A 24,574-nucleotide genomic window follows, 5' to 3' on the forward strand; every position below is an offset into this window, starting at 1 on the left:
TGTTAGGGGGAGAGCTGTGATGGTGCGGCGCTGGGCGAAACCCGCCCTGGTTCAGGCGTCCAGCAGGAACCCGTGCTGCACCGGCCAACTGAGCCACACAGGGGTGCCGCTGGGCAGCCGCGCGCCGGGGTGGTCGCCCGGCACCGACAGGTTGATCGGTGCCAGGTCCACGCTGACGTTGAGCGCCAGGTGGGTGCTGGCGCCCTGGTACACCCGGTCGCCCAGATAGGCCGGCAGCACGTTGCCGCTGCCGGCTTCGGGGCGCTGGGTGTGCAGGGTCATGTGCTCGGGGCGCACGGCCAGCAACTGCGCCTGACTGCCCAGGGCCTGGGGCGCGGCGGCGTGCAGTTGGCTGTCGCCGCAGCGACCACTGGCCTGGCTGCCATGGCGTGCCACGTCCTGCAGCGGGAAGAGGTTCATCTTGCCCAGGAACTCGGCGACGAAACGGCTGTTGGGCCGGTCATAGATGACTTGCGGGGTATCGACCTGGGCCAGGCGGCCCTGGTTGAAAATGGCGATCCGCGTCGACAGTGCCAGGGCTTCGCCCTGGTCGTGGGTGACGAAGACGAAGCTGGTGCCGACCTGGCGGTGGATGCGCTGCAACTCGGTTTGCAGCTGTTCGCGCAGGTTTTTGTCGAGGGCCGACAGGGGTTCGTCGAGCAGCAGCATGTCCGGTTCGAACACCAGGGCGCGGGCGATGGCGACGCGCTGCTGCTGGCCGCCGGAAAGCTCCGAGGGTTTCTTGTCGAGGTGGGCGCCGAGGCCGACCACTTCAATGATGTGCTTGACCCGGCGCTGGCGCTCCTCGGCCTTGACCCCGCGAATGCGCAGCGGATAGGCGACGTTGTCGGCCACGCTCATGTGCGGGAACAGTGCATAACCCTGGAACACCATGCCGTAGTTGCGCTTCTCGGCCGGCCGCTGGCTGATGTCCACGCCATGCTCCAGCAGCTTGCCGGCGCTGGGGCTGAGAAAGCCGGCGAGGATCATCAGCAGGGTGGTTTTGCCCGAGCCGGAAGGTCCGAGCAGGGTCAGGAATTCGCCTTGGCGAACATCCAGGTTGATCGCATCAAGGGCGGTGAATTTGCCGTAGTACTGGCTGATGCCTTGGGCGCTGAGCTGAATAGAGGGATTGCTGGACACGACGAAGTTCTCCCTTTGGCCTGTCTGGCATCTGAGGTTTTTGTTGTGGGCTCAGGCAGGCGTAGGCCCATTATTGTCAAAAGGATTGCTACATCAATGGAATATTTTTCGCCGCATTGGTGAGGAATATTGAACAAAAAAGCAGGCGCGAGGGGGCTTGCCCCGGTGCCTCGCCGCCGCTGTTCAAAGCCGCTAAAAGCCGGTCGAAGGCCCTGGCTCAAAGCTGCTGCGGGGACCTTGAATGGCTGGCCTTATGCCCTTTGGCCGCTGGGCTTATGCACAATCGACGGCTGCCGCGAGCCCCGTCTGCGGGATTTTGTGAAGCCGTTCTCATTAGCTCGCAACTGGCTGTTTTTCCGATATTTTATTGTGTGAACAAAAAATGACCAGCGCTGATGGTGGCCTCTGGGCCATGGTTTTACAGGCGTCGTTGATATTCCATCAACAGAGTTATCCACAGGCTGGGGCGGCTCAGGCGCGCTCGGCAAGCAGCATCAGATTGCGGGGTGTCAGCGGCGCCTGGCAGAACAGGCCCAGGCATACCTGGTAGCCCTGTTCCTGCAGAAACAGTCCGCGATCCAGCACCAGCCACAGTTCCAGTGGCCGCCGAAACAAACCGCGAAGCAATTCCAGGTTGCGCACCTGGGCCAGGCGCTGCCAGCCGGCGGCTTCCAGGGCCGGCCAGTCCGGGTTGCCGGTGATGGCCAAACCCTTGAGCGCCGCCAGGTCGCGGCAATAGTCGGCGAAGGGTTTATCCAGCCAACTGCTGGGCAGCGACGGAGTGGGCAGGTACTGGTCACTGGCGCGCAGGCGGCGTTGCAGCAGGTCGAACCCCAGGCGCCGGGCCATGGAGGTATCACGCTGGCGCCGGACCCGGGCGCCGGCGGTCACGGTTTCACTCATGGGCAGGGCCAGGTCGTCGAGGGACAGGCGCAATGCCGACCCCTGGGCGCTGGTCGACAGCGGCACGTAGTGTGGGGCCTGGATACGGTTGTAGCAGCACGGGGCAATCGCCAGTTGCCGGCAACCGGCGCTGCTGGCCAGTTGCATCAGGCGTACATGCAGATCGCCGCAGGCATGCAGCGCCACCGGGGTGTGTTCGGGTTTGAGGCGCGAGGCCGCGTCGGCGGCCAATACATCCTGCTGCACATGGGTGGCGCTTAGATGATGGTGCTGGCTCAGTTGCTGGCCGCTGGCGATCAGCGCCGGGTCGTACTCCAGGCAGGTCAGCTGTTGCCCCGGTTGCAGCAGGCGCCGGCCCAGGTGGCCCTTGCCCGCGCACCAGTCCAGCCAGTGGCTGGGCGTTGCAGAAAACTGCAGGCGGCTGGCAAAGGCTTCCAGTTGCTGCCATTTGCGCCCGGGTACGTCCACGCTCAGGCGTTGCCGGGCCGGCGGCACCGGGTGTTCGGGCAGCTCGCCCAGGTCACTCAGGGCCAGGGCCTCGTCGGCCAGGGCCGGGAAGGGCGCCGGCGCATCCAGGGTCTGCAGGTGGGTATGGCTGGCCTCGGCGTCGACCAGGGAGCGCCCGCGCAGCCAGTGCGCCAGCTCGGGATACTGGGCTTCCCAAGGCAGGTGCAGGTGCGTGAACGGACGGGGACGCCACAGCGCCTGGTGCGCCAGCAGAAAACGCTCCAGGGCCTGGAAGCGGGGCTGCAGTTCGGGGCCGTGGAGGGCGGTGGGCATGGGCGGCTCGGCGAAGTGGGGCGGGGTATGCGCCCGCTCTGCCGGTAGCGATCAGCAGAGCGGGTGGCGCTTCAGCGACCCTGGCAGGCGTCGACCCGCAGCCAGCGTTCCAGTTGGCGGAATGCCTGGACCAGCATGAACGACATCAACAGGTAGAACACCCCGGCGGTGAAGAACATATCCACCGTCAGGTAGTTGCGGGCAATGATGGTGCGCGCCATGCCGGTCAGTTCCAGCAGGGTCACGGTACTGGCCAGGGAACTGGCCTTGAGCATCAGGATCACTTCGTTGCTGTAGGCCGGCAGGCCGATGCGCGCGGCACGGGGCAGGATGATATAGAACAGCGTCTTGGGCTTGGACATGCCCAGGGCCCGTGCGGCTTCGATCTCGCCGGGCGGAATGGCCTGGATCGCGCCGCGCAGGATCTCGGCAATATAGGCCGCGGTGTGCAGGGTCATGGTGGCGGTGGCACACCAGAACGGGTCACGCAGGTACGGCCACATGAAGCTCTCGCGCACCGCATCGAACTGCGCCAGGCCGTAATACACCAGAAACAGCTGCACCAGCAGCGGCGTGCCGCGAAAGAAAAAGATGTAGGCATAAGGCAGGGCGCGCACGTACCACAGCTTGGACGAGCGGGCGATGCCCAGGGGGATGGCCAGCAGCAGGCCGAGAATCACGGCGATGCCCACCAGCTCCAGGGTCAGCGTCGCGCCCTGGATGAACTTCGGCAGCCATTTGTAGATGACTTCCCATTCCATTACGTCGTCCTCACAAAGCCGCGGGCGGCGCGTTTTTCCAGGAAGTGCATGCCGGTCATGGCCAGCACGGTCAGGCCCAGGTACATGAAGGCCGCGACCATGAAGAAGGTGAACGGGTGCTTGGCGAAGGTCACGGCGTTCTGCGCGTGGCGCATGATCTCTTCAAGGCCGATCACCGACACCAGCGCGGTGTCCTTCATCAGGATCATGAACAGGTTGCCCAGGCCCGGCAGGGCGATGCGCCACATCTGCGGCAGGATCAGCCGGGTGAAAATCCGAAACTTTGAAAGGCCCAGGGCGGTGCCCGCCTCGCGGTGACCCTTGGGGATGGCCAGGATCGCGCCGCGGAACACTTCCGTGGCATAGGCGCCAAAGCACAGGCCGAGGGCGATGACCCCGGCGAGAAACGGGCTGAGGGCCAGATCGGGGTTGCCGAAATACTCACCCAGCGCGCTCATCATATTCACCGTGCCGTAGTACATCAGCAGCACCCACAGCAGTTCCGGGACGCCGCGCACGATGGTCGAATAGGTTTCGCCAAGCCAGCGCAGCGGCTTGTACGGGGAAGTCTTGGCCAAGGCGCCGAGCAGACCGAGTACCAGCCCCAGGCACAACGCCGAGAGGGCCAGCTTGACGGTCATCAGCGCGCCGGCGGCGAGCGCCGGGCCGAATCCGTAGAGATCGATATTCATGGGTTCTGGATGGCTTTGCTAAGGACCGGCGCCCAGGGGGCGAGCGCCGGTCAGGCAAGTCAGTATCAATAGATGCTGAACGGGAAGTACTTGTCGTTGATCTTCTTGTACGTGCCGTCGGCCACGATTTCCTTCAGGGCGGCGTTCAGCTTCTCGCGCAGTGGATCTTTCTTGCGCACGGCAATCCCGATCTTGTCGCTTTCTTCAACCGGGTCGCCCTTGAACTCGTAAGGCTTGCCGGCATCGCTCTTGAGCCACTCGTAGTTGACGTACTTGTCGGCCAGGATCGCGTCCAGGCGGCCGGAGGTCAGGTCCAGGTAGGCGTTTTCCTGGGTGTCATAGAGCTTGATGGTGATGTCGTCGCCCAGGTTGTCTTCCAGCCAGGTGCCGGCCAGGGTCGCCCGTTGTGCGCCGATAATCTTGCCCTTGAGCGAGGCCTTGTCGGTCTTGAACTCGGTTTTGGCTTTAGGGGCAATGAACTGCAGTTTGTTCGAGTAGTACGGGTCGGTGAAATCCACCGCCTGCTTGCGCTCGTCGGTGATCGACAGCGAGGAGATCAGGAAGTCGAACTTCTTGGCGTTCAGGGCCGGAATGATGCCGTCCCAGTCGGAGGTGACCACGGTGCATTCGACTTTCATCTTGGCGCACAGGGCGTCGCCGATGTCTTTGTCGAAGCCGACGACCTGGCCGCTCGCATCTTTATTGTTGAACGGCGGGTAGGCGGCTTCGATCCCCATTTTCAGGGTCTCGGCGGCAGCCGTGGCGCTGAAGGCCAGGGTGACGGCAGCGGCCAGGAGGATTTTTTTATAGCTCTGCATGCGTGTAGCTCCGTTAGCGGTTGCTGGACATGAATTGTTTGCAGCGCGCCGAAAGCGGGTTATCGAAGACCTGCTGTGGCGATCCTTGCTCTTCTACCAGACCCTGGTGCAGGAATACCACTTCACTGGAAACCTGGCGGGCAAAGCCCATCTCATGGGTCACCAGCAGCATGGTACGGCCTTCTTCGGCCAGGGCGCGGATCACGGCCAGCACTTCCTGGACCATTTCCGGGTCCAGGGCCGAGGTCGGTTCATCGAACAGAATGACCTTGGGCGCCATGGCCAGGGTGCGGGCAATGGCCGCGCGTTGCTGCTGGCCACCGGAGAGCTGGGACGGGTAGGCGTGGCGCTTGTCGCCGATGCCGACCTTGGCCAGCAGCGCCTCGGCCACTTCGATGGCTTCGGCCTTGCTCTGGCCGAGGACCCGGCGCGGAGCCTCGATAATGTTGTCGAGCACGCTCATGTGCGGCCAGAGGTTGAAGTTCTGGAACACGAAACCGATTTCGCTGCGCAGGCGGTTGATCTGCTTGCCGTCGGCGGCAACCAGTTCGCCATTTTTGGCGGGCTTGAGCTTGAGTTCTTCACCGGCGACCAGGATCTGGCCCTGGTGCGGGTTTTCCAGCAGGTTGATGCAGCGCAGGAAGGTGGACTTGCCAGAACCGGAGGAGCCCAGGATCGAGATCACGTCGCCGTCGCGTGCGGTCAGCGAGACGCCCTTGAGCACCTCCAGCGAGCCGTAGCGTTTATGCAAGTTGCGGATTTCAAGCGCGGGCGTGGCCTCAGCCATGTGCGGTCCTCATTGGGTTCATTGCGCTCCTGCTGTTGGCCGCCTTCCTGGCGAGGCGCCAAGCTAGCATAGGGTTTCAATCACAGCCAACAGCGCCACGGGGGGTAAACAGAAGGTGTGCGGCAGGTTGTCGCATCAGCACAGCAGACTGTCGCGCCATCAACAACCGAACGCCTGTTTGAACCCGGTTCGTGGTGGGCGTCGCGTAAAAAAAGGCGCGATGGTGCCAGCTTTGGCCGGGTGTTGGAAGCGTCAAGGGGCCAAAGGTCATGGATCCGCACCTTAATTGGGCGCAACGCCGTTTTGGGGTGTGTTTCTGGTGCGCCGTTTCGTCCTACAAAGTGGGTCTCTCGGTAACGCTGTGGCTAATTGCTATCAAACTCAATGACTTGCGATGACCCGCCGGTCGGGCTTGCAGCCCGCGCCGTTGGGGATCCTGTAACATTTTGGCGCAATTCTTGCGTAAGAAATAAACAACGCCCTGTTGGATTATTTTTACGAGAAGGAATGCAGACCGGGCGCAGTGAATCTATTTTCGTTGCAAAGGTGCTTTAAATGAGCGGTACGCAACTCTCCAATGACCTCGAACAGGGGCTCAAACCGCGGCATGTCACCATGCTGTCGATTGCCGGCGTCATCGGCGCCGGGCTGTTTGTCGGCTCCGGCCATGCCATCGCCGAAGCCGGCCCCGCCGTGCTCCTGGCCTATGCCGCCGCCGGTACCCTGGTGGTGCTGGTCATGCGCATGCTGGCCGAGATGGCCGTGGCCTCACCGGATACCGGTTCCTTTTCGACCTACGCCGACCGCGCCATCGGGCACTGGGCCGGTTTCACCATCGGCTGGTTGTACTGGTGGTTCTGGGTGTTGGTGATTCCGCTGGAAGCCAACGCCGCCGCGACCATCCTCCATGCCTGGTTCCCCGGCATCGCGATCTGGGTCTTTACCCTGGTCATCACCCTGTTGCTGACCGCGACCAACCTGTTCAGCGTGAAGAACTACGGCGAGTTCGAGTTCTGGTTCGCCCTGATCAAGGTCGTGGCCATCATCGGCTTCGTGATCCTGGGCCTGCTGGCGATCTTCGGCTGGTTGCCGGGCAGCCAAGTCAGTGGCGTGTCCCACCTGTTTGACACTCAGGGCTTCCTGCCCAACGGCATGGGCGCGGTGTTGGCGGCGATGCTGACCACCATGTTCTCCTTCATGGGCACCGAGATCGTCACCATCGCGGCCGCCGAGTCGAAGAACCCGGGGCAGCAGATCTCCAAGGCCACCAACTCGGTGATCTGGCGGATCGGCCTGTTCTACCTGGTGTCGATCTTTATCGTCGTGGCCCTGGTGCCGTGGAACGATCCGGCCCTGGCCAAGGTGGGTTCCTACCAGACCGTGCTCGACCGCATGGGCATCCCCAACGCCAAGCTGATCGTCGACCTGGTGGTCCTGGTCGCCGTGACCAGCTGCCTGAACTCGGCGCTCTACACCGCCTCGCGCATGCTCTTCTCCCTGGGCAAGCGTGGCGATGCACCGGCCGTGGCCAAGCGCACCAATAAAAGCGGCACCCCGTACTGGGCCGTATTGCTGTCGACGGCAGCAGCGTTCCTCGCGGTATTTGCCAACTATGTGGCACCGGCGGCGGTGTTCGATTTCCTGCTGGCCAGTTCCGGCGCCATCGCCCTGCTGGTGTACCTGGTGATTGCCGTCTCGCAACTGCGCATGCGCCAGAAACGCATGGCTGCGGGCGAGAAAATCGCCTTCCGCATGTGGCTGTTCCCGGGCCTGACCTACGCGGTGATCGTGTTCATCATCGGCGTCCTGGCGATCATGCTGTTCCAGGAAGAGCACCGCGTGGAGATCCTCGCCACCGGCCTGCTGAGCCTGCTGGTGATTGCCGCGGGCCTGCTGGTAGCGCGGCGCCGTCGGATCGAGCGCGCTGGTCCGCCGGTGCTGAGCTGACGGCTGAGCCCACTACCCGCTGAAAAGGCCGCGCTCAGAAATGACCGCGGCCTTTTTCATCTCCGAGCGCAGCCTTGCGCGTTCTTGCCGGTGGTTTGGCAGACGGTCGCTTTACCCACGCAGGAGGGCTGTTGATAATCCCTCGCTCGGTCAGCTTGGGATAGGGCGATGAAGCAACTGGATATGGATTCTGCCGAATGGGAAATGCTCGACCTTGAATGGCATCAAGGGTTTGCCTTCGTGGAGGGGGCGCTGCTGGTGGAGGAGAGGGCCCGGGATGTCTACCTCATGCTCCATGAGGGGCAGACAGCGGCTGAGCAGGCGCGTCAGGCGGCGGCCGAACAATTCCCGGTTTCACCCCTGGTGGCGGGTGAACCCCTCTGGCGGCACCGTATCCACCGGCATCTGCTACGTGATGCCCGGGCGGACTACTATGCCTTGCCCCGCTACGTCGAGCGTTACGGCTATTACCCTTTGCAAGCCTTGCCGGTGCGGGTGGGCCGTGGCTTGCAGAGCCTGGGCCATGACCATTGGCGCGATCACGACCGCGCCTACTTCTGTCACGACTACGGGCTCGCGGTGATCGAAGGCGCGCAGCATGAGCGCCTGGCGCTTCTGCACCCGGTGCCAGAGAACTGGCCTTCGGGCGCGGTGCTGTTCAGTGACGGGCTCAAGGTCTTCCTCGGCGCCCGGGCGATCGCCAGCGCTGAGCAGCAGGTCCGCGGCACCAACCATCCGGCTTATCAAGTGATCGGCGGCCAGGTCTGCCGGGGCGGCGCCGTGCTGCACCAGAAGGACGGTTCGCCGTTGCCGATTGCCAATCCGCACGGCTTTCAGATGCTGGCCTGGCGCTGGGGCACGGACGGGCACTCGGTGATCGTCCAGGCGCAGCAGGGCTCTAGCGTTGCCTACGAGTATTTCTACCGCATCGATAATGTCGACCTGGCGACGTTCAGCGTGCTCAACGAGCGCTATGCCAAGGACGCACGGCGGGCCTACTACCTGACCGGAAAAACCCTGCGTTATGTCGGCGACTTTCGCCTGCTGAACCGCGTTGAGTCGGTGTTCGACGCCGGTGGTCGAGTCTTGAGCCAGAGTGAAAAGGCGGACCCGTACATTGCCGTGGATGACCAGTTCGTCTACTGCAATGGCACCCGTCTGCGGGGTGCCGATGGTCCGAGCTTTCGCCACCTGGGATTCGACTACTACGCTGACCGGCATCGTGCCTACAGGCGCAGCAAACCGCTGGATGTGGATGTAGATAGCTTTGTGGTGACCCAGCCGGATCGCGGCGAATGCAACTATTCGCCCGTGCTGGTGGGGGACAAGCACGGTCCGCTCGGTTCGGATGGGCTGATCGATGACGCCATGCTGCAAGCGTGGTCCGCGTTCTTCGAGGCTCATCCGCAGTTGCAGGGCTACTGGTGGCACCGCCTGCAGGCGCCATCCGCGTCAACCACCCAAGCCCTGCGTTCCATCGGCTTGGGGTTTGAGCTGGGGCACCAGGTGCACTTTCAGGGTCGTGCCATCAATGGTCTGGATGCCGCCAGTTTCAAATTGCTGGGCACACACCTGTGCGGTGACGCCAACGGCTTGTACCTGATCCCCTTTCATCGTGCCGAAACCAAGGTGCCGGAGCGATTTTCTTCAGCCTCCGCCGATCATTACCGTGACCTGGGTGGGCCCTATCTGACAGATGGGCAGAGGGTTTTTTGCCACCGGATCTTTTATCAGGCGCCTGAGCCGCTGGCTAAAGCGGATCAGGCCAGCTTCGAGTCCTGCGGGCATGGCTGGGCCAGGGATAAGGGCGCGGTGTACTACTACAGCGAAAGAAAAAGGAACCTCGACCCGGCCCACACGCGCTTCATGGGCAGTTACGCCTTCACCGCGACGCAGATGTTTTCCGCAGGCAAGACGCTGGAGGTGGAATTCAGCCCGGAAGAAGTGAAGGTTCCCCATCCGGATTTCTTGCAGTTGGGCACGCGCAAGCTGTTTTGTGGCCGGCGCCCAGTGAGTGCCAAGCGCATCGACCTGGCCAGTCTGGAGTTTCTCGCGGACCGCTATGCCCGGGACAAGCAGCGTTTTTACGAGTACGACGGTTACGCGGCGCTCAGTGAAATCAGTGCCGAGCAGTATCGCCAGGCAACGATGAAGGCCTCGGCCGGAGACGCTGAAAATTTGGCTGTTTGAGCGGCAAAAGGGCTGCTGTCAGCATTGATGGTGGTCTTTTTTATCGGATAGGTGACTTGTTGCATGGTGTTTCATGGACAGCCCGCTGGCGAAATAGTAGCCTGCGCGCTCTTCGATAAGAGCTCTTGCGTGCCAGCGTGAGAGGAGCTATGGAATAGCGCGGTATAGCAAGGGATTGAATGCTTGTCGGGGACCTGAATCCGTCTTCTGTCTCTCTCCCTTGATCCCTGCGTACTTGCCATGGCTCCTGAGTGTCAGCGCCTGCCTTCGGCATGCCCGGCAGTCCCGGCTCGAAGAATGAGCATTCAGGGTTCAATGGTGATCGCCCGGCCATTGGTCCCCTAAAAAAGGGCGGCAAGGAGACGCGCATGGCGTTCACTAAAATCATCTTCAAAAACCCGAACACCGGAGCCATCAAGGAAGCGCCAGTTGGTTTCTCTTGGACCGTGTTCTTCTTCGGCTTCATCCCGGCACTGTTCCGCGCCGACTGGAAATGGGCAGCCATCATGTTCCTGCTGGCCATGTTCACGTTCGGTCTGAGCAACCTGGTGTTCATGTTCATCTACAACAAGCTGTACCTCAAAGACCTGATCGGCTCCGGCTTCAAGGCCCAGTCCATCGCCAGCGGCGACCTGAGCTACGCCAGCGCCAACATCGGTATGGAAATCCCGAAGCTGGAAGCGGCATAAGCCACGGGCTTTTAGCCAGACCAAAAAAACGGGCGCCTCCAGTCATGGAAGCGCCCGTTTTTTTTAGGCCTCAGACAGGCTACTGGGCGGCGTCCAGCAGGGCCTGGGAGGCGGCTACGTAGTCGGCCTGGAAGGCCGGTGACTCGATCCAGGCCAGGGCGGCGGCCTCATCGGCTTCAGTGGACCACTGGCGGTACTCGATCAGCGCCGCGAGGATGAAATCGGTGGCGCCGTCTTCGCCTTCCTGCTCGAACACCAGTTCCAGCAGCGGGTCCTGCAAAAAGGCGCTGCACAGGGCCAGTTGGCTGGTCTGCTCGGCGTCGCGCATTTTCTTGAACAGTTCGGTCAGGTCCACCGACTCGAAGTCCAGGCGGTCATCGTTGGGGTCCAGTTCCACCGCGCTGCTGGCGCCGGCGCGCTGGCTGCGGTTCTGCTTGGCCTTGGCTTTGGCCCGGGTGGCACGTTTGTGTTGTTTGTTTGCAGATGCCATGGGCTTCTTACCTGGTGAAAAGGGGGGAGCGGCGGCTGGAGCCGACAATCAGGCGACACAGGATGCCAGTAAATGAGCGGGCCGGCACCCTTGTCCCCGGGCCCGGGTCAATCGAGCCAGCGTCCCGGCGCGTCGGCGGGCAGCTCGGCGTGCTGCAACCAGGCCAGGGCCAGCGGCCACAACCGGGCCTGGTAGTGGCTGCGAAAAAACGCGAAATGCCCGACCTGCTGTTCGCCGATGTCTTCGGGTGTGAGACGCCGATGGTGACAATCGCCGGCCTCGAAATACGCCAGCAGGCGCTCGATGGCCGGCACCGTGCCGTAGGGGTCATCGCTGATGCTGATGGCCAGGATCTGCGCCGTGACCCGCGCGAACGGCAACCCGCCCGACGTCTCCAGCAGCGCCCGCCCGCTGGGCCGACCCTGGTAGCGAGCGCTGGGGGTGGCCCAGTCGCGCACCACGCCGGAGGGGGTGTCTTCCAGCCAACCCAGGCGCTTGCCGGGGAAGTAACCGCAGACGGCGGTGAGCAGCGGCATCGCCAGGTGCCATTTGAGCAGCATGCGCCAGCGGGTTGCGGCGGCGTAGTCGCGCCAGTAGGCGAACTGCGCGCCAACCGTCACCACGCGCCGGATCAGCGCGCTCGACGCCGCCAGCCCCACCGCGCAGCCGCCGAAGCTGTGGCCGACCACATCGATCGGCTGCCCGGGGAACTCGCGCTGTGCACGTTGCAGCATGGCCTCGAAATCCAGCGCGCCCCAATCCGACCACGAGGCCTTGAACCCACGCAATGAGGCCGGGCGCGACTCGCCGATGCCCCGGTAGTCATAGACGATCACATCCAGGCCGTGGGCGAACAGGTAATCGGCGAAGCGAAAGTAATGTCGGCAACGCACCGAGGTCGCGGCGTTGATGATCACCACCGGGCGCTGCGGCTCGTGGCGCGCATGGCGCCAGGTAAAGCCACCGAGGCGCACGCCGTCTGCGGCCCGTTCATGGAAGGCTTCGCCACCGGGGCTGGCGGCCTGCCGGGCGATGGGCTCGGGCAAGGGGGACTGCACGGTCATGGCAGGTGTTCCTGGTTGGGGCTGGGTCCGCTGCGGGCCGTCGAAAGGGCGAGTGGCAGCGTTCGGCTCTTTTTAGTGCGCCCATTAATAACCGGGCCGCCCTGCCTCGGGCAACTTTACTCGCCCCCGGCCGATCACGATAATCGGCGCCTCTATCACCTCGGAACGCCGCACATGGAATTGCTGGAAAGGGATCTTGCCGATTGGGAACCACTGGAGCTTGAGTGGCATCAGGGCTTTGCATTTCTGGAGGGTGAGCTGCTGGGTGATGCCCAGGTTCGTGACACCTACACCCTGATCAGCCCCCAGGGCAAGGCGCCCAAAACGGTGGTCGAAGAAGCCATCGCCCAACAGTGTTGGCCGACGCCGCTGATCCCCGGGCAGCCGGTTTGGCGCCATCGCCGCCAGCCCCATCTGCTGGCCGATGCCCGCTGGGTTTTCTACCGGTTGCCGGCATACGACGGACGCCGCGGCTTTCAGGTGTTGCAGGCCTTGCCGTTCCAGTTCCGCGAGCCGCTGCACAGCCTGGGTAATCGCTATTGGCGCGACCGTCTGACCCTCTACTACTTTCACGACTACACCGTGCATGCGGTGCAGGGCGTGCGGCATGCCGAGTTTGCCCTGCTGGAGCAGGACCTGCCTGAAGGCGCCGTGGCGTCGCCGCTGTACAGCGATGGGGTCAACCTCTTCCTCAGTGGCAGTCGTGTAGCCAGTGCTGGCGATCAGGTACAAGCGACCAACAGCGCGGGCTATCGGTTGGTCAATGGCCAGGTCTGCTGTGGTTTCAAGCCCTTGCACCAGAAGGACGGCAGCCTGTTGCCGATTGCCAATCCGGAGGGTTTCCATCGGGTCAATGGCCGCTGGTTCAGCGATGGCCAGTCGATCATCGTCCAGGCGCAGCAGGGTTCGAGTGCGAGCTACGAATACTTCTACAGCATCGATGACGTCGACCTCGAAAGCTTCACCGTGCTCAACGAGCGCTACGCCAAGGACGCCCGGCGCGCCTATTACATCACCGGCAGAACCATCCGCAACGTCGGCGAGTTCCGCCTGGTGAAGGAGCAGTACCCGCAGTTCGACGCCAGCGGGCGACTGGTGGCGAGCACGGAAAGCGACGACCGCTATTTTGCCGTGGACGAGCAACATGTCTACGCTGCCGGCACCCGATTGCGCGGCGCTCACGGCCCGAGTTTTCGCTCCCTGGGCTTCAACCATTACTGCGATCAGCAGCGGGCCTATCTGGGCAAGCAGCCGCTGGAGCTGGAGGTGGATAGCCTGGTGGTGGCCAAGCTGTACCGCGGCGAGGACGAATACGCACCGGTGCTGGTGGGCGACCGGCATGGCCCGCTGAACTCTGGCGGAGTGCTTAATAACGCGATGTTCGAACAGTGGGCGCCGTACTTTGCCGCGCACCCCGAGCGACAGGATTACTGGTGGCACCGCATGCAGGCGCAACGTGAACAGCCTGAAGCAGAGGAGGACCCGGCCAACCTGCGGGATATCGGCCAGGGCTTCAGCCTGGGGCGCAGTGTCTACTTCCAGGGGAATAAGATCGAAGGCCTGGACGCGGCCAGCTTCAGATTGTTCAACGAAATCCTGTGCGGCGATGTCAATGGCCTGTACCGCGTTGACTTCTATTCGAAGGCCAACATGACCGCCGAGCGTTTTTCGGCCCAGCCTGTAGAGTGTTTCCGGTTCCTGGATGAGGCGTACATCACCGATGGCAAGGCTGTGTTCAAGTACTGGAATCACTACCACCTGCCGGAACTGCTGCGCAAAGCCGATCTCGCCACCTTCGAAACCTTCAGCCACGGCTGGGCCAGGGACGCGTCGGCGGTGTACTGCTATGGCGAAATAAAAAAGCACCTCAACCCGGCGACCACGCGCTTTTTGGGCAGCTATGCCTTCAGCCCCGACCTGATGTCGTGGGCCGGCAAACCGCTGGATGTGGAATTCACCATGGACGAAGTGTCGGTGCCGCACCCGGAGTTTCTGCAACTGGGGACCCGCAAACTGTTCTGCGGCCGCCGCCCGCAGAGCGCCAAGCGCATCGACCTGCCGACCCTGGAGTTTCTCGACGACAAATTTGCCCGGGACAAACGAACGTTCTATCGCTACGAGCGCGACCTGGGCCTGACTGAAACCAGCGAAGACGAGTACCGGCAAGCCTTGGCCAAGGCCGGCGAAACGTCGAAATAATCACTCACCAAAGGACTGCACACATGGACGCGACAAACACGCTGCAACCCCAGGAATGCCAAGGCATGGACGATATCCGCCGGGAAATCGACCGCCTGGATCAGAGCGTCATCCAGCTACTGGGCCAGCGCTTTCAGTACGTCCTGGCGGCCTCTAAGTTCAAGACCTCGGCCACCTCGGTGCGCGCTCCGGAACGCTTCAAGGCGATGCTTGCCACCCGCCGCGAATGGGCCCAGGCCGAGGGCCTGAGCCCGGACGCCATCGAGAAAATGTACAGCGACCTGGTCACACATTTTATCGAGCAGGAGCTGCAGCATTGGCAGGCGGCGCAGCCTGCGGTTTGAGTCGCCAGCATCAGGTATCGGTGGGCACCTCATCCCAATCGTCGCCATAGCCCACCAGCCAGCTCAAGGCATAGCGTCGTTCGTACACCACCCCGGGGTGGAGTTCGTCGGGCATCGGTTTGTTGAACAACTGGGCGTCGCGCACCCGCCAGTGCTGTTGATAGAGCTCGCCTTCGGCGGCTTCGATATCGGCCGCTGGGCGCAGTTGGGCCTGGGCGATAAAGGCTTTAGGGTCGTTCATGGCCTGGGCCAGCAGGCGGATGCTCTTCAGGTCTGCCGTCAGGTTCAGCGCCGGAAGCTGGTCGAGTCCGCCCAGGGCCCAGGCCACTGCGACCAGGCCTTCGGCGCGCCAGCTGAAGTTGACCAACTGCTGCTCGGTGGGCTCCGGTTGCTGGTAAAACGCCCGCTCCTCATCCGAGAAAAACGCCTCGACGCCGTGCTGCTTGACCCAGGCCAGTTCCGGCGAGTCCGCTGCCGAGTAGGTGCGCGACACGGTGGCCGTCAGGGCCAGCAGGCGCTGCGCGACCTGTTCCGGGGTGCGTGGGCTCATGGCGTCATCGTCGTGGTCGGTCATCTGCTGCGAAGCTCCATTTCTGTGGCCGAACGGGCCGGGAGGGCGATCCTGGCACAGCCCTCGGCGGTGTTCAACGTGTGGCGTCAGTCGGTTTTTGCGTGCAGTTTGATCAGCCCGGTGGGCAATTGGTCGAGCTCTTCGTAGGCATCGCGCGGGCCGTACACCAGGTAGCGGTGGCTGCTCTCGTGGCCGACATTGTTGAAGATCACCCGTGGCCCCTGGGCGGTCATCTGCACCCAGCCGGCGCGGTTTCTTTCGGCAAAATCGATGCGCTGCACCTGATTGCCCTGGGGGTCCCAGTAGAACGCCGCGCCTTGCAGGTAATTGGCGGTGAACTCGCCGGACAGCAGCAGCAGGTGGCTGTTGGTACCGGTGGCCACGCATTGCCATTGCACATTCATGCCCAGTGAATCGTCTTCGCTGTTGTAGAGCAGCCAGGTCTGCGGTCCATGGCGCAGGCGATAGATAAACGAATCGACAAAGGCGGCGCTGCGCAGCAAGGCCAGCCGCTGGGAAGGGCCCGCCAGCTCGCAATCGATCACAGTCCTGGCCGGCGCCGCTGCCCAGGCGTGGGCGGTGCACAGCAGGGGCAGCAGGCCGAGTAAAAGGCGGCGCAGGGTTAGCGACAGGGTGGGCATAAAGGGGGCGGCTTCCATGGCGAGATATTGAGGCGGTGCGGGTCGTACCTAGTAATATGGCGGCACTTTTTTTACCAGCTGATTTGTGAATGCCTGAGTACAGCCCGTCTGCCAGCGATGCGCCCATCATGTTGTTTCCCGAGCACATCAGCCTGTGGGCCGATGGGGGGGAATTGCCGGCGCTGGCCATGCCTGTGCCGGGCCCTTTCCGGGTATTGCGTTATGGCTGGCTGGTACTGGCCCTCGGATTGCTGGGGGCGCTGGCACTGGGGCAGCAGGCGCTGGTGCTGATCCTTGGCACGTCGATGGTGATGATTCCATTGCTGGTCCTGGGTGTGCGCCGGTGGCTGTTTCCGCCTGCTCGCCCCAACGCCTGGTTCGACGCCCAGGGCCTGCACCTGGCCTGCGGCACTGAAACAGCCCCCGGTGGCGTTTACCGGCACTTCATTGCCTTCGGTGATATCACCCGTATCGCGAGCCTGGATCAGTCGATAGATCTGCCGCGGCGCGGTCATGCCCAGTACCGCACCTACCTCGTCGAAACTCGGCAGTTTCTGGGCGACGACACCTGTATCCACATCAGCACCCAGCAGAGCCTGGAAGCGCTGCACAGCGTACTGGAGCGCCTGAGGAAACTGCCCGCGGCGGCCCATATCAGCCTGCCGCCGACGCACCAGTACGGTGCCTGAACCGCTGTCCAGCGCGCCTCAGCCGGGTAATGCAGCCAGACGCATCCGCGCCGCCTCTGTGCACTGCGCAAGCCGTGGGTCGTTGTCTTCGAGGAGGTAGGCTTCGACCCGCAGGTGCAGGCGGGGCATTAGCCGATCCAGCAGTTGCTCGCAGTTGCGCTGGCTGTAGTTCTGCTCGCCGGTCAGACGGCTGACCAGGCGCAGCAGAAGGTTCTCCCGGGCCTGGACCAGCAGCACATAGTCCCGGCTATCGGGCTGGCGCAGCAGCCAGACGCCGCTGGCGATGCGCAGCAGCGGGGCCAGGGTCTGAGCCAGTTTGTTGACTTCCACGGCGGCCAGTTCATGGGGGTGATACTGCTGTGGGCCCTGCTCGGCGTTGGTCTGTTTTTGCAGGCGGTCGGCCTGTTGCCGATAGTGGCTGGCCTGCTCCCAGTCCTGCGCGGTCATGGCCAGCATGCTCAATTGGCGCAAGCTGCCCAACTGGTAGGGCCCCGGCTCGGCGGCCAGTTGTTGCCAGCGTTGCGCGGCGGCTTGATGCTCCCCGGCCTGATACAGGCTGAAGGCTTGCTGCTGGCGCAGGGCGCGGTGTTCCGGGTCCTGGCCCAGGGCCTCTTCCAGCAATGAGGCGGCCCGGGGGTTGTCGTCCAGGTGGGTGCGATACAGCCAGGCCAGGCGGGCGATCTCATCACTGTTGAGGCTGCGGATCCGTTGCTTGCGCAACAGCTCGTGGTGTTCGCCGACCAGGGCCTGATAGTCGTCGCGGGCGTCGTTGCAGCGCTCGCGGATGAACTCGGCAAATTCTTGGTCCAGACGTTGCGCCAGGGCCTGGTGCTGTTCTCCCAGCCACGCCTGGGCGGCGCTGGGTTGGGCGCGTTGCCAGTGCAGGGGCAGGTCGGTGCGTGCGGTGTCGATGCCCAGCGCGGCCAGGCGCTCGGCCAGTGCCGGGTGGGTGTCGCTGCGTTCGGTGCTGTTGCACAGTTCGGCGTGCAACCAGGTGCCGGCCTGGGCGGCGTCCACCGGGGTCGCCAGCAGGCCGTGGCGCGCCAGTTCAAGCAGGGGTTGCAGGTCGTCCCGGGGCTGGTTCACCGCCTGGGTGTAGAGCCTGGGCCAGTAGTCCTCGGCCAAGGCGCGGCGTTGCAGGGCGGTGCCGATCAGGGCCTGGGCGAAGGTGTCGGCGCCGCAGACTCGCGCCGCCTCGGCATCGGCCTGGTATTCACAGTGGCGGGCGAAATCCAGGCTGATATCGAGAAACCTCGGCACGTACCACTCCACGAACAACCGCAGCGGGGCGCCGCTCAGGGTGCGATTGCGCTCCAGTCGGTCGCTGACGGCCTGCCATTGCAGGCGGGCGAAATACACCCGGCTGGTGTAGCGCCCGTGGCGATGGGCAATGTGCGCGCATTCGTGGGCGAGGATGGCCGCGCAGGCTGCGGGCGACAAGGTGTCGAGCAGCGGCAGCCCCAGCCACAGCACATTGCGGGTGCGGCCGGCGAGCACCCGGTGCTGGCGAATGCTGGCGTTGAACTGGCTGTTGAGGTACACCGCATCCAGCCTGGGCGCGCCCAGCTCGCTGCGGATCCGCTCCAGTTCGGTGAACAGCTGCGGCACCTCCTCGGGCAGCAGGGCGATGCCGTCTTCATTCCCCTGGACCCGGCTGCTGAACGGAACCTTGAGCATCACCAGGCCGAACGGCGCGGCGGGGAAGGTCGCCACCGCCGCCAGCACCCCAAACAGCCCCGGCAAGGCCACCAGCAACAGCGCCGGCAGCAGGCAGAGCAGCAGGCCCAGGGTCAGCAGCGCTACATCCCCCAGCAGCAGCCAGGCGCTGATCCGCAGCCGGTGTCGACGCAGGTTCGGCATTTCACTCATGACGCAGGTTTGGGTGGCAGGTCGTCGGGGCTGATGTTTCCGCGCTTGAAAAAGGCCCCGACCACCGTGCCCATGGTCTTCACCAGGCTGTGGGAGTTGAGCACCTCGCGTTCGATTTCCTCGATGCCCTCGTTGTCCGGCAACAGGCGGGTGGCGTGCTGGGCCCATTCGATGGCGGCAAAACGGCTGCGCTTGGCGCCGCGTCCGTTCATGTAGGCCAGGGCGATTTCCGCACAGGCGCGGGCGGCGGCCCAGTCGTCCTGGTCGTCGATCAGCGAGCGCAGGTAGCCTTGCACGCCTTCTTCCTGCTCGTCGAGGGTGCCGAAGTCGCGTTGCAGCACGCCGATCCGCAGCCGGGCGAATGCTTCGCAGCGCGGGTCCTCGCGGGACTCCTGCAGCAGTTGGCGCACGGCGTTGAAGTGCTTGCGCTCGTTGAAGTCCAGGCCCTGGCTGAACAGCCGGTCCCAGGCCATGTTGTACTTGGCCAGGGCCGAACCGTCGGCCACTGCGCGCTCCAGCCAGAACTCGCGGGCGGCGTCATTGATATAGCTCTCCGGGGTGTTGCTGCGGCTGCCCCGGTGAATGTCGTACATGGCACTGGAAGCGTCGTGTACCCGGCGTTCGGCGCATTGTCGGATCAAGTAGTAGCCCGCCTCATGGGCGCCGCTGTCCCACAGCAGGTAGCCGGCATTGAGGATATTGAAGTTGTCGTCCATCTGGTTTTTGCTCAGCACCGCGGCGCGGTTGAGCAGGGTGCGTGCGCGCTCCGCATCATGAGCAAAGCCCCAGAGCCCGAACTCGTGACCCACGGCGGCCAGGGCCAGCGGGGTGGCCAATTCATCCATGCGGCACATGCGTTCGATCGCGTCTCTGAAGACGTCGATGTGGTCCGTCATCTGATGGATCAGGGTCAGGTAGGCGAAGCTGTGGAACGGGCCGTCGACCTCACGGAAATACACCCCGGGCGCAAAGGCCGCGACGCTGGCCACATGCAGCGAGTAGGCGCGGGCTTCGTCGTTCAGCGAGTAGCTGCAGAAGTTGGCGAAGCGGCCCAGGGCATCGCCGCGCTCTTCGGGCCGCAGGTCGCGTTGCAGCCAGGCTTCGAAGCGCGTCTGGAAGGCTTGCGCGGTGCTGACTTCATCGGCGGCCGGGTAGTCGCTGATGGCGTCGTAGGCGCCAATCCAGCGGATCGCGTTGCGTTGCGCTTCGTCCAGCCCGGTGGCGAGCGGGCCGCTGGCCAGGCCTTCGATGTCTTCGTAACTGCCGCCCCAGCGCGGCCGCAGATAATTGGTGTAGGCCAGCAAGGCTTCGAGGCAGGCGGGGCGCCATTGCAGGATCTGATGCAGCCAGTAGTCCTGGCCCTGGTCCATCTCGTGGGCCTCCCGGGTCGGCAGCAACTCCGGCAGCGCCTGAGTCGCTTGGGCCAGCGGGGTCAGGCCATAGTCGGCCAGGTGTGCCAGGGCCTGGGCCAGCAGTTCCGGCTCCTGGTCGTTGGCGGCGCAGGTGACGGCGGGCTGTTGGCGGAACAGTTCCAGCAGCCAGGCCGGCTCCTGGAAGTGTGACGACAATTGCAGCATGGCCATGCCGGCTGCCACCGGGCGCGACGAGCGCTGCATGGCGGTCAGCAGTGCTGCGGTGGCGTTCTCGCAGGCCATGGCTGCGCCCAGCCAGCAGTCCTGGGACACGCCCTGGGCCCAGCCGTAGCCGCGGATGTCGGTGGCGCGGCCAAAGCAGAATTTGCCCCAGATCAGTTGTGGGTGATACGCCTCGGGGCAGGCCGCGATCCAGGCCTGGAGAAACTGCGCCACGGACGCATAGGACTGGGTGCTGTAGTCGAACAGCGTCCCGGCCTGGGTTGCATCGATGTAGGGATGGCTGCCAGTGGGCGCCTCGAGCCATTGCGCCTCGAGCTCGTTGTAGTAGTGATCCAGCTCGGCATAGGCGGCAGTGCGTACCAGATCACGAACGTGCAGGCGCAGGGTAGAGAGGGTATGCAAGGGGCATCATCCTTGATCGGGTAAGGGGGCGGCGCAGTCCGGGGTTTGCGCGTGGGGCGTATCGCATGGGGCATCGCGCCCGGGCTGCGGTAAAAAATCCGCGTGATATTAATACAATGGCAGGCGTGGCGCAGCCGGATGTTCAGGCTGGCAGCGGTGGGGTGTCGGCGTCGAGCTTTTTGGCGGCCTGGGCCTCATCGTCAGCGCGCAACTCATCCTCCAGCCATTGCACCAGGGCCCGGGTTTCGTGACGATCGCGGTCCTGATAGCGGCTGAACACCGAGATCGCCTCCGGCAGCGGCACGCTCTGCACGCAGGGGCGGATCAGCGCGCCGCTCTCGATCAAGCGGTTGGCCGTGCGCTGCCAGCCCATGGCGATGCCATGCCCCTCGACAGCGGCTTGCAGCATCATCGGGTAGTTATCGAACACCTGACTGGCACTGTGCTGGGCCAGGGTCAGGCCGAACTTGCCCAGCCAACTGTCCCATTCCATCAAGTGCGGCGGGCTGGAGCGGTGGTGCAGCAGGGTGTGCTGCGGCAAGTCAGTGAGGGCCAGCGGCAGTGCGGTACCTGCCAGATAGCTCGGGCTGCACACCGGGAATACCTCGTCGGACGCCGTGAACGCCAGGGCCTGGGAGCCGCTGGCGCGCCCGGTGCTTTGCAGGGCGACGTCGAAATGGCCGTTAAATTCGGTCAGCGGGCGGGTGGTGGTGACCACTTGGATCTCGATCTGCGCATGCCGCTGATGAAAACCGGACAGGCGCGGCATCAGCCAGTAGAAGGCCTCGCACAGCTGGCACAGCAGCACCAGCTGGTTCTTGCGCGGCGCGCCACGCAGTTCGTCGGCGCTGGTGCCGATGCTGCGCAAGGCGCTGCCGACCACCCGCGACAACTCGATGCCCTGGGCCGTGAGAAACACCGCGCGATTGCGCCGGCTGAACAACTGCACACCGAGGTTCTCCTCCAGCCCGCGAATCTGCCGGCTGATGGCGGCCTGGGTGATGTGCAGCTCCTGCGCCGCCAGGGAAAAACTGCCGAGCCGCGCGGCGGCCTCGAACGGCAGCAAGCTGGCGAGTGGGGGAAGGGACTTGCCGAGAGCATTCATAATCTGTGGTTATGCATAGGCGGCTGAGAACTCGTTTGTAGCACAGAACCGGCGTTGCGCAGTATGGCCCCACGTTATCGATGGAGGCTGTCATGTCCCAACCTGTCCCACATCTGGCCGCTGGCATCGCCTGCGCCGTGTTCGCCACCCTGAGCTGGGCGCTGAACTTCATTGCGCCCTATGTCGGCGGGGCTTACAGCTTGTTTGATCTGCTGGCGCTGCGGTTTCTGCTGGCGGGGTTGATCGGCGGCATATTGCTGCTGGTGCACCACCGCCAACTGACCTTTATCCGCCCGTGGCAACGCGGGCTCGGGCTAAGCCTGGGGGTTATGGGTTACCTGGGCTACAGCGCCTGCATCGCCGGCGGCATCCTCTTCGCCGGCCCGGTACTGACTCCGGCCCTGATTGGCCTGGTGCCGGTGCTGCTGGCGCTGCTGGGCAATGTCCGCTGCCCAACATTGACGTGGAGCCGGCTGGTGTTGCCCCTGGGCTCTCTGCTGTGCGGCTTGCTGTTGATCCACCTCGGTAGCCTCGATCAACCCCTTATCGCCGGTCCATCGCTGGGCATCGGCCTGCTGTTCTCGGTGCTGGCGGTGGTGATCTGGCTGGTGTTCAGTCTGCTCAACCAGCACGCCATGGACCAGTTACCGACCACCGCCAACGGTGCGTGGACCGGGCTGATGATGGCCGGTGGCGCCCTGGGCACCCTGTGCTTGCTGCCGATCGGCCTGCACCTCGACCTGTTGCGCCTGCCGCACCTGGGGTTCGGCTTCGACCAGGCCGGCTCGCTCTACGCCTGGGCCCTGGCGCTGGCCCTGCTGTCATCGGTGGCCGGCGGCTGGGCCTGGAACCTCGCCACTCGCTACCTGCCGATGGTGCTCTCGGCCCAATTGATCTCCCTCGAGTCCCTGTTCGCCAGCGTGCTTGGCCTGCTGTTCCATGGGCGCTGGCCGACCCTGTTTGAAGCCTTGGGCCTGGGGGCCGTGCTGCTGGGGGCGATGCTGGCGGTGCGGGTGATTTTGCCGGGGCGGGGGCAGGAGGTGGGTGAGCGCAGGGCGTGCGTGGGTGGGCGTTTGGATTAGCCGCGTAAACATCTCAACACGAACAGAAGCCGGTCTCAAAAAAGCTGGCTCAGGCACAAAACAACCTGTGGCGAGGGAGCTTGCTCCCGCTGGGCCGCGCAGCGACCCCAAACCCAGTCACCGCGATCTGTCAGGAAAATCTTGCACTCGGGTTTGCGGATTCTGCGCCCCAGGACGCGGGCCGCCCGAGCGGGAGCAAGCTCCCTCGCCTCTGAACACGCCGGCGCAGGTATGCTGGCGGCTTTTGCTGATGGACCAGGAACGACAACGATGACATTACGCACATGGATTGGGCTGGTGCTGCTGGCTGTCAGCGGGCCGCTATGGGCCAGCGAGCCGGCCTCGGTGTACCTGCGCTGCACGATGACAGCCGAGCAGTACGCCAAGGCCATGGCGGCGCCTCCAAGCTCGGCGCTGGCCTATAGCGATTGGCAGGCGTGGTTCGACAGCCAGGGCCCATTCGGCCCGGGGCTGGTCGAGGTGGAATGGCTGCGTGACTATTCCGCTGTCCCCAGCCTGCAAACCCTGGTGCAGTGGTGGCTGGGCGCAGGCGGGACCTCACGCTATGACCCGCAGACCGGGAGTTGGCAGTTTGCGCTGCTGGAATTCACCGACAACTACGGCGAAATGATCCAACTGCTGGCGCCCCTGCGCGGCGTCGCCTCTTACTGCCAGCCGCAGTCCGGCAGCTTCCTGTTTATCTACTCCTACTTCTGGGGCAACGGCGACAACGCCTACCTGACCCTGGATACACAACGCAGCCAGTTCGCCCCCGGCCCGACACCGGCCCAGCGCACCGAGGCGAATGCGGCGCTCAAGGCGCTGATGGAGTCGAGTGCCGACTGAAACCGTCTTATGCCCAGGTATTTTTCGGGACTGAGCACTTCGTCGGTTCGGCAAGGAATTCATTGATAGTCTGTAAGCTGTGGTTTACATTTCTTTCATGCATGCACTTATCCAGACTGAGCGTGACAGCCGATGGTTTGCCAGGCTGCGTGACGCTCGGGCACAAGCTCGAATCAAGGCTCGATTACGTCGGGTTGAGTTGGGGGTTCTGGGTGACTGCAAATCGGTGGGTGAGGGTGTATCGGAATTGCGGATTGATTATGGGCCTGGTTATCGCGTGTATTTCATCCAGCATGGGTATGAAGTGATTGTGCTGTTGGCTGGCGGTGACAAGTCGACGCAGGCCAATGACATTCGGGCGGCTATCAAGTTGGCTCGTGAGCTTTAGGAGGGTGGCATGGCAAAGATCAAACTGAGCAAGTGGGACGTTGTGGACCACTTGAAAACCGAGCAGGACATGGCGCTCTATCTGGAGGCCTGTCTGGAAGAAAACGATCCGGTTCTGCTGGCTGCTGCTCTGGGAGATATCGCCCGAGCGCGAGGCATGTCGCAGCTGGCACGTGATACTGGCCTGACCCGTGAGGGGCTTTACAAGGCGCTTTCTGTCGAGGGCAACCCCAGTCTGGCGACCGTCATGAAGGTAATGGCGGCGCTGGGGATAAAGCTTCACGCTGAAGTTGCGCCGGTATCATTGTTGTCGCCAACAGGTCTGGTAGAAGGCTAAACCCCAGACAACAAAAAACCCGCACTAGGCGGGTTTTCTGGTTGCTCTCACGTGATGTAAACACCACCTGAAAGCCGAAGGTGGTGCCCAGAGACGGAATCGAACCGCCGACACGGGGATTTTCAATCCCCTGCTCTACCGACTGAGCTATCTGGGCAACGGGGCGCATTAAACGGGTTTTTCGGGGGGGCGTCAAGCGAGTTTTGAAAAAAATGTTTAATTATTACCGTCGCTTACGTTCCA

General features: G+C 63.6%; 23 protein-coding genes and 1 tRNA gene. 10 read left to right on the forward strand and 14 right to left on the reverse strand.

What is annotated here, in order from left to right; all coding sequences use genetic code 11:
- Window positions 1-51: 51 nt before the first annotated feature.
- The 6 genes from JFU57_RS33500 to JFU57_RS09340 all read right to left on the reverse strand — a co-directional run bounded on the left by JFU57_RS33500 (window position 52) and on the right by JFU57_RS09340 (window position 5,884).
- Entirely contained in the window at window positions 52-1,143 is a 1,092-nt protein-coding gene (locus JFU57_RS33500; protein ID WP_201129031.1) for an ATP-binding cassette domain-containing protein, read from the reverse strand.
- A gap of 471 nt (window positions 1,144-1,614) precedes the next feature.
- Window positions 1,615-2,826, reverse strand: a complete 1,212-nt coding sequence (locus JFU57_RS09320; RefSeq protein ID WP_201129033.1) for a methyltransferase — start codon at window positions 2,824-2,826, stop codon at window positions 1,615-1,617.
- A 71-nt stretch (window positions 2,827-2,897) separates the two neighbouring features.
- A complete protein-coding gene (locus tag JFU57_RS09325; RefSeq protein WP_201129034.1) occupies window positions 2,898-3,587 on the reverse strand; it encodes an ABC transporter permease in 690 nt (229 codons plus the stop codon).
- A complete protein-coding gene (locus JFU57_RS09330) occupies window positions 3,587-4,279 on the reverse strand; it encodes an ABC transporter permease (protein WP_078469358.1) in 693 nt (230 codons plus the stop codon). The genes JFU57_RS09325 and JFU57_RS09330 overlap by 1 nt, the downstream gene beginning before the upstream one ends.
- Window positions 4,280-4,344: 65 nt before the next feature.
- Window positions 4,345-5,097, reverse strand: coding sequence for an ABC transporter substrate-binding protein (locus JFU57_RS09335; protein WP_020299576.1), 753 nt, complete (start codon window positions 5,095-5,097; stop codon window positions 4,345-4,347).
- A gap of 13 nt (window positions 5,098-5,110) precedes the next feature.
- Window positions 5,111-5,884: an ABC transporter ATP-binding protein gene (locus JFU57_RS09340; RefSeq protein WP_020299575.1), complete on the reverse strand. Its 774-nt coding sequence runs from the start codon at window positions 5,882-5,884 to the stop codon at window positions 5,111-5,113.
- Between the two features lie 555 nt (window positions 5,885-6,439).
- On the opposite strand from JFU57_RS09340, the gene gabP reads away from it, so the two are divergent.
- The 3 genes from gabP (at window position 6,440) to JFU57_RS09355 (ending at window position 10,710) form a co-directional block, all read left to right on the forward strand.
- Window positions 6,440-7,831 carry a GABA permease gene (gene gabP / locus JFU57_RS09345; RefSeq protein ID WP_201129038.1) on the forward strand — a complete coding sequence of 464 codons (1,392 nt, stop codon included), beginning with the start codon at window positions 6,440-6,442 and terminating at the stop codon, window positions 7,829-7,831.
- Between the two features lie 168 nt (window positions 7,832-7,999).
- Window positions 8,000-10,021 (forward strand): DKNYY domain-containing protein, encoded by a 2,022-nt coding sequence (locus JFU57_RS09350; protein ID WP_201129040.1) that lies wholly within the window; start codon window positions 8,000-8,002, stop codon window positions 10,019-10,021.
- A 368-nt stretch (window positions 10,022-10,389) separates the two neighbouring features.
- Window positions 10,390-10,710 carry a hypothetical protein gene (locus JFU57_RS09355; protein WP_020299573.1) on the forward strand — a complete coding sequence of 107 codons (321 nt, stop codon included), beginning with the start codon at window positions 10,390-10,392 and terminating at the stop codon, window positions 10,708-10,710.
- A 79-nt stretch (window positions 10,711-10,789) separates the two neighbouring features.
- Here the strand turns inward: JFU57_RS09355 and JFU57_RS09360 are convergent, their stop codons facing one another.
- Both JFU57_RS09360 and JFU57_RS09365 read right to left on the reverse strand, forming a co-directional pair.
- Complete coding sequence (locus JFU57_RS09360) at window positions 10,790-11,200, reverse strand: hypothetical protein (RefSeq protein ID WP_078469361.1); 411 nt, start codon at window positions 11,198-11,200, stop codon at window positions 10,790-10,792.
- A gap of 107 nt (window positions 11,201-11,307) precedes the next feature.
- Window positions 11,308-12,264 carry an alpha/beta hydrolase family protein gene (locus tag JFU57_RS09365; RefSeq protein WP_201129044.1) on the reverse strand — a complete coding sequence of 319 codons (957 nt, stop codon included), beginning with the start codon at window positions 12,262-12,264 and terminating at the stop codon, window positions 11,308-11,310.
- 174 nt (window positions 12,265-12,438) lie between these two features.
- Here JFU57_RS09365 and JFU57_RS09370 point away from each other — a divergent pair, with 174 nt between their 5' ends.
- Both JFU57_RS09370 and JFU57_RS09375 read left to right on the forward strand, forming a co-directional pair.
- A complete protein-coding gene (locus tag JFU57_RS09370; protein ID WP_201129046.1) occupies window positions 12,439-14,463 on the forward strand; it encodes a DKNYY domain-containing protein in 2,025 nt (674 codons plus the stop codon).
- A 23-nt stretch (window positions 14,464-14,486) separates the two neighbouring features.
- Complete coding sequence (locus tag JFU57_RS09375) at window positions 14,487-14,807, forward strand: isochorismate lyase (RefSeq protein ID WP_078469364.1); 321 nt, start codon at window positions 14,487-14,489, stop codon at window positions 14,805-14,807.
- A gap of 10 nt (window positions 14,808-14,817) precedes the next feature.
- Here the strand turns inward: JFU57_RS09375 and JFU57_RS09380 are convergent, their stop codons facing one another.
- Complete coding sequence (locus JFU57_RS09380; protein WP_201129048.1) at window positions 14,818-15,381, reverse strand: DUF4272 domain-containing protein; 564 nt, start codon at window positions 15,379-15,381, stop codon at window positions 14,818-14,820.
- Window positions 15,382-15,464: 83 nt separating this feature from the next.
- Window positions 15,465-16,019: a hypothetical protein gene (locus JFU57_RS09385; protein WP_201129050.1), complete on the reverse strand. Its 555-nt coding sequence runs from the start codon at window positions 16,017-16,019 to the stop codon at window positions 15,465-15,467.
- An 89-nt stretch (window positions 16,020-16,108) separates the two neighbouring features.
- On the opposite strand from JFU57_RS09385, the gene JFU57_RS09390 reads away from it, so the two are divergent.
- Complete coding sequence (locus JFU57_RS09390) at window positions 16,109-16,708, forward strand: hypothetical protein (protein ID WP_201129052.1); 600 nt, start codon at window positions 16,109-16,111, stop codon at window positions 16,706-16,708.
- Between the two features lie 18 nt (window positions 16,709-16,726).
- Here the strand turns inward: JFU57_RS09390 and JFU57_RS09395 are convergent, their stop codons facing one another.
- The 3 genes from JFU57_RS09395 to JFU57_RS09405 all read right to left on the reverse strand — a co-directional run bounded on the left by JFU57_RS09395 (window position 16,727) and on the right by JFU57_RS09405 (window position 21,679).
- Window positions 16,727-18,568 (reverse strand): M48 family metallopeptidase, encoded by a 1,842-nt coding sequence (locus tag JFU57_RS09395; RefSeq protein ID WP_201129054.1) that lies wholly within the window; start codon window positions 18,566-18,568, stop codon window positions 16,727-16,729.
- A gap of 5 nt (window positions 18,569-18,573) precedes the next feature.
- Window positions 18,574-20,574, reverse strand: a complete 2,001-nt coding sequence (locus tag JFU57_RS09400) for a DUF4034 domain-containing protein (RefSeq protein ID WP_201129056.1) — start codon at window positions 20,572-20,574, stop codon at window positions 18,574-18,576.
- A gap of 142 nt (window positions 20,575-20,716) precedes the next feature.
- Window positions 20,717-21,679, reverse strand: a complete 963-nt coding sequence (locus tag JFU57_RS09405) for a LysR substrate-binding domain-containing protein (protein WP_201129058.1) — start codon at window positions 21,677-21,679, stop codon at window positions 20,717-20,719.
- Between the two features lie 92 nt (window positions 21,680-21,771).
- Here JFU57_RS09405 and JFU57_RS09410 point away from each other — a divergent pair, with 92 nt between their 5' ends.
- The 4 genes from JFU57_RS09410 (at window position 21,772) to JFU57_RS09425 (ending at window position 24,331) form a co-directional block, all read left to right on the forward strand.
- Window positions 21,772-22,761: a DMT family transporter gene (locus tag JFU57_RS09410; RefSeq protein ID WP_201129060.1), complete on the forward strand. Its 990-nt coding sequence runs from the start codon at window positions 21,772-21,774 to the stop codon at window positions 22,759-22,761.
- A gap of 270 nt (window positions 22,762-23,031) precedes the next feature.
- Window positions 23,032-23,607 carry a hypothetical protein gene (locus JFU57_RS09415; protein ID WP_201129062.1) on the forward strand — a complete coding sequence of 192 codons (576 nt, stop codon included), beginning with the start codon at window positions 23,032-23,034 and terminating at the stop codon, window positions 23,605-23,607.
- Between the two features lie 97 nt (window positions 23,608-23,704).
- Window positions 23,705-23,995 (forward strand): type II toxin-antitoxin system RelE/ParE family toxin, encoded by a 291-nt coding sequence (locus tag JFU57_RS09420; RefSeq protein ID WP_201129064.1) that lies wholly within the window; start codon window positions 23,705-23,707, stop codon window positions 23,993-23,995.
- A 9-nt stretch (window positions 23,996-24,004) separates the two neighbouring features.
- Window positions 24,005-24,331, forward strand: coding sequence for an addiction module antidote protein (locus JFU57_RS09425; RefSeq protein ID WP_201129066.1), 327 nt, complete (start codon window positions 24,005-24,007; stop codon window positions 24,329-24,331).
- 81 nt (window positions 24,332-24,412) lie between these two features.
- Here JFU57_RS09425 and JFU57_RS09430 read toward each other — a convergent pair.
- Window positions 24,413-24,488, reverse strand: a tRNA-Phe gene (locus JFU57_RS09430).
- Between the last annotated feature and the right edge of the window lie 86 nt (window positions 24,489-24,574).

Origin of the sequence: Pseudomonas sp. TH07, from assembly GCF_016651285.1 — a bacterium.
Lineage (GTDB): Bacteria > Pseudomonadota > Gammaproteobacteria > Pseudomonadales > Pseudomonadaceae > Aquipseudomonas.

Bases quoted from the DNA above. Each gene is read 5' to 3' on its own strand.
- JFU57_RS09320 (WP_201129033.1), bottom strand. From the start codon at position 2,826: ATGCCCACCGCCCTCCACGGCCCCGAACTGCAGCCCCGCTTCCAGGCC.
- JFU57_RS09375 (WP_078469364.1), top strand. From the start codon at position 14,487: ATGGACGCGACAAACACGCTGCAACCCCAGGAATGCCAAGGCATGGAC.
- gabP (WP_201129038.1), top strand. From the start codon at position 6,440: ATGAGCGGTACGCAACTCTCCAATGACCTCGAACAGGGGCTCAAACCG.
- JFU57_RS09420 (WP_201129064.1), top strand. From the start codon at position 23,705: ATGCATGCACTTATCCAGACTGAGCGTGACAGCCGATGGTTTGCCAGG.
- JFU57_RS09390 (WP_201129052.1), top strand. From the start codon at position 16,109: ATGCCTGAGTACAGCCCGTCTGCCAGCGATGCGCCCATCATGTTGTTT.
- JFU57_RS09340 (WP_020299575.1), bottom strand. From the start codon at position 5,884: ATGGCTGAGGCCACGCCCGCGCTTGAAATCCGCAACTTGCATAAACGC.
- JFU57_RS09380 (WP_201129048.1), bottom strand. From the start codon at position 15,381: ATGACCGACCACGACGATGACGCCATGAGCCCACGCACCCCGGAACAG.
- JFU57_RS09325 (WP_201129034.1), bottom strand. From the start codon at position 3,587: ATGGAATGGGAAGTCATCTACAAATGGCTGCCGAAGTTCATCCAGGGC.
- JFU57_RS09370 (WP_201129046.1), top strand. From the start codon at position 12,439: ATGGAATTGCTGGAAAGGGATCTTGCCGATTGGGAACCACTGGAGCTT.
- JFU57_RS09365 (WP_201129044.1), bottom strand. From the start codon at position 12,264: ATGACCGTGCAGTCCCCCTTGCCCGAGCCCATCGCCCGGCAGGCCGCC.
- JFU57_RS09405 (WP_201129058.1), bottom strand. From the start codon at position 21,679: ATGAATGCTCTCGGCAAGTCCCTTCCCCCACTCGCCAGCTTGCTGCCG.
- JFU57_RS09360 (WP_078469361.1), bottom strand. From the start codon at position 11,200: ATGGCATCTGCAAACAAACAACACAAACGTGCCACCCGGGCCAAAGCC.
- JFU57_RS09385 (WP_201129050.1), bottom strand. From the start codon at position 16,019: ATGCCCACCCTGTCGCTAACCCTGCGCCGCCTTTTACTCGGCCTGCTG.
- JFU57_RS09415 (WP_201129062.1), top strand. From the start codon at position 23,032: ATGACATTACGCACATGGATTGGGCTGGTGCTGCTGGCTGTCAGCGGG.
- JFU57_RS09410 (WP_201129060.1), top strand. From the start codon at position 21,772: ATGTCCCAACCTGTCCCACATCTGGCCGCTGGCATCGCCTGCGCCGTG.
- JFU57_RS09335 (WP_020299576.1), bottom strand. From the start codon at position 5,097: ATGCAGAGCTATAAAAAAATCCTCCTGGCCGCTGCCGTCACCCTGGCC.
- JFU57_RS09425 (WP_201129066.1), top strand. From the start codon at position 24,005: ATGGCAAAGATCAAACTGAGCAAGTGGGACGTTGTGGACCACTTGAAA.
- JFU57_RS09355 (WP_020299573.1), top strand. From the start codon at position 10,390: ATGGCGTTCACTAAAATCATCTTCAAAAACCCGAACACCGGAGCCATC.
- JFU57_RS09395 (WP_201129054.1), bottom strand. From the start codon at position 18,568: ATGCCGAACCTGCGTCGACACCGGCTGCGGATCAGCGCCTGGCTGCTG.
- JFU57_RS09350 (WP_201129040.1), top strand. From the start codon at position 8,000: ATGAAGCAACTGGATATGGATTCTGCCGAATGGGAAATGCTCGACCTT.
- JFU57_RS09330 (WP_078469358.1), bottom strand. From the start codon at position 4,279: ATGAATATCGATCTCTACGGATTCGGCCCGGCGCTCGCCGCCGGCGCG.